Below are 3,169 nucleotides of genomic sequence, written 5' to 3'. Positions count from 1 at the left end.
GATTAAATAATTAAAGCGATTACATGAGTTACATGATGGTTTTTTATCAAGGCAATTGACCACTGCGCAGTATCGAAATACAGTAGCTAGAAACAAACTAACATGAAAAAAGCATATTTTAAGTATCTTGGTTTAATTTATTTAACTTTAATATCAGTTGGTTACAACATAAGGATACTGAGTCATTTACAAGCGAAAACACAATCAGATGAAACGATTTATGGTCTAGACTCCACAGAATACACATTGACGTACTATATTCCACATGTAGATCTAATTGATGAACCTACTAATTTGATTGATAAGGTTGCACTACTAAGTGTTAAGGACTTTTAATGCATTTTTCTAAAGAGCACATAGACGCGCTTGAAACTCGTACTCGCGCACATTTTATTAATTCGTTGTCTGGATTTAAAAGTGCAAATCTTATCGGAACACAAGATCGACAAGGTAATACTAATTTATCTATTGTGAGCTCGGTCATTCATCTCGGTGCAAATCCCCCGTTAGTGGGTATGATAATCCGGCCTCATAGTGTGCCGCGTCATACCTTTGAAAATATTTTACAAACCGGCTTGTATACCATTAATCAAGTCAATCAATCTATTTATGAGCAAGCTCATCAAACATCTGCTCGTTATGATGAAGGTGAATCAGAGTTTGAAGCGACGGGATTAACCCCTGAATACCTATCAGACTTTAGCGCCCCTTTTGTAAAAGAAAGCCGCCTAAAATATTCAGTTAAACTAGTAGAACATCAACATTTAGCCATCAATGGTACTGAGTTTGTTATTGGTGAAATAGTAGATGTGTATGTAGACGATGATGCGGTTCAAACAGATGGGTTTATAGATTTACAAGCCATTGATACGGTAGCGATTACCGGGCTTGATTGTTACCACACAAGCAGTAAACAGAATCGTTTACCATATGCAAAAAAATAGTTGTTAATTACGATTCTATCAGATGAGTAACTTTTCAATAGTAAGCAAATTAATCGCGAGTGCGGCAACATTAAAATACAACAATCACTAGAAGTTTTGTATAAAAAAATCCCATTTAACTAAATGGGATTTTTTATCAATATCAACACATTTTATTTTTTAGTTAAAAAGCGTTCTTTAACAGCTTCAGCCATTAGGTTTGGTGGAATTAATCCTTGCTCTAACACAAAGTTATTAAACGCTAGACGATCAAATTTATCACCGAGGGCAATTTCTACATCGGCTCGAATTTCTAACAATCGTGACAAACCATAAAAGTAACTGCCAGCCTGGCCAGGCATTCTCATGGTGTATCGATCAACTTCTTGTTTCACTGCCGCTTCTGAAAACACCACGTCATTAAGTAATAGTGAATAGGCGTTCTCTTTTGTCGTTAGACCCAAATTCAGCATAGGATCTAACATGGCGCGAGCGTTACGTAATAGTCGATGCTGAAGTGCAATAAGCTGTGCTTCAATAGGTAGATACGGTAACATTTCAGCTTCGGCATACAGTGCCCAACCTTCAACGTTGACACTGTTAAAAGCATAATACACGCGGGCCAAAGACACGCCCTGCTCCAACATGACCGCAAATTGTAATTCGTGACCAGGTCTGCCTTCATGAGCACTTAATGTATAAGCAACCGCATTAAAATTAAAGTCATCGTATGCAGCATCCCCCGTTAATGCAGGGTTACCGGTTGTCAGTACAAATTGGCCTTGTTCACCAGTATTGCCAATAAACGGTGGCGGCAACATATGAGGCGCTGGACTGCCCGCAGCTTCTGCTTCGCTGGCCAATCGCATAATCATGTCGCGCTGAGGTAAATTGACCACTTTTTGCTGAGTGATTAACGCTTCAAGTTTTTTATTAATGGCTCGATAATGATCTTCAATCTTATCGTTGCCTAAAGAGTCTTTTTTAAGTGCTTTTATCACATCGCGATAATCACTTGATGGCATATTAAACTTTTGCGCAACCAACGGCGCTAACGCCTGCATGTTGGCTTTGGTTATCATATAGCTTGCTTTCGCGCGTTCAATTAACAACTCAGGTTCGATATCAATGCCAACTGTTTTGAGTTTTAAAGCGTATATTTCTGACGGTAAGCGGAAGTCATCTCGGCTAGTTGGAATAACGGTTTTTTCTGCCCACTGACGGTAATCTGCAATTTGCTGCTTTAGTAGCGACAGATTCTCATCGGCTTTTATGAATTCATTTTTCTCAAACAACTGCTGCAAACCTTGCAATAAGGTATCGGTTCTTGCCAGGGCTTGGTTAACTTCTTCTTTTGTTGGCCCAATTAACTTTTTGTTGGCTAATGCGGCTTCATACAAGGTTTTGGCTTGTTCAGTTAACGCAGGTTGACCCGTTTTACCGACATAACACGCTAAACGAGTATTAGCCGCTTGTTTACGTGTATCTGACATTTGGTCATCTAATAATGCCGACACGCCTCTAAATATAATTAACGGCACGTCCACCCAAGGCAACATGTATTTATCTTCTAATTTACCCGAGGCAATGGTCTGATCAATATTGTTGATAATAATGTTGAGGTCTTGACGAACCTGCAATGACTTTTCAGTAGTAAGCGCTTGTAACAAAGTCCTTTTGCTGGTTTCAAGAGTACGAATATACTTATCTTGTTGTGCCTTAGTAATGCTGCTGCATTGACTATCGGTTTCAGTAATGCCAATTGAACTCGCCATTTCGGGTTGAAATTGACTCGTTACCTGAATTTGTTTGTTGGTGTATACATTACTGACATCAACCCAAGATTCCGCTGATGACGCGAACGGAATAAGAGCAAGTAGTGGAATCACAGAAGTGAGCATTTTGCCTGACATCGGCTTAATCCCTTTTTTGTTATGAAGCCATTACTATAACCGAATAAGGTTCTAAAGTGATGAGCACTGAATTAACTAATCTGTAACGAATAGTGATCAACAAATAAGGTCCTCAACAGAAATTATTTGCCGTAATGATTAGAAAAACAGTCAGTGCATGAGTTACATCTGTATTGTTACTTCGCAGCCAATAAAAAACCGCAGTGGTAGTCACTACGGTTTTTTCTATTGATAATCTCAATCGATTTTAGTTAATTAAGTGATTGGCTAGCTTAAAAAGCAAAGTCTTCGCTATCAAGTGCCATCATAGAATCGACACCATTGGCAATACAC

The 3,169-nt window shown here is 38.8% G+C and carries 2 protein-coding genes; one reads left to right on the top strand and one right to left on the bottom strand.

What is annotated here, in order from left to right; genetic code table 11:
* Positions 1-335: 335 nt before the first annotated feature.
* A complete protein-coding gene (locus H5202_RS19580) occupies positions 336-944 on the top strand; it encodes a flavin reductase family protein (RefSeq protein WP_182773540.1) in 609 nt (202 codons plus the stop codon).
* A gap of 152 nt (positions 945-1,096) precedes the next feature.
* Here H5202_RS19580 and H5202_RS19575 read toward each other — a convergent pair whose 3' ends face one another.
* Positions 1,097-2,836: a DUF885 domain-containing protein gene (locus H5202_RS19575; RefSeq protein WP_182773539.1), complete on the bottom strand. Its 1,740-nt coding sequence runs from the start codon at positions 2,834-2,836 to the stop codon at positions 1,097-1,099.
* Positions 2,837-3,169 lie beyond the last annotated feature (333 nt).

The sequence above is a fragment of the Shewanella sp. SG41-4 genome, from assembly GCF_014164505.1.
Taxonomy (GTDB): Bacteria; Pseudomonadota; Gammaproteobacteria; order Enterobacterales; family Shewanellaceae; genus Shewanella.
The sequence above is the reverse complement of the archived record's forward strand: the minus strand, read 5'-3'. Positions and strand labels throughout refer to the sequence as shown.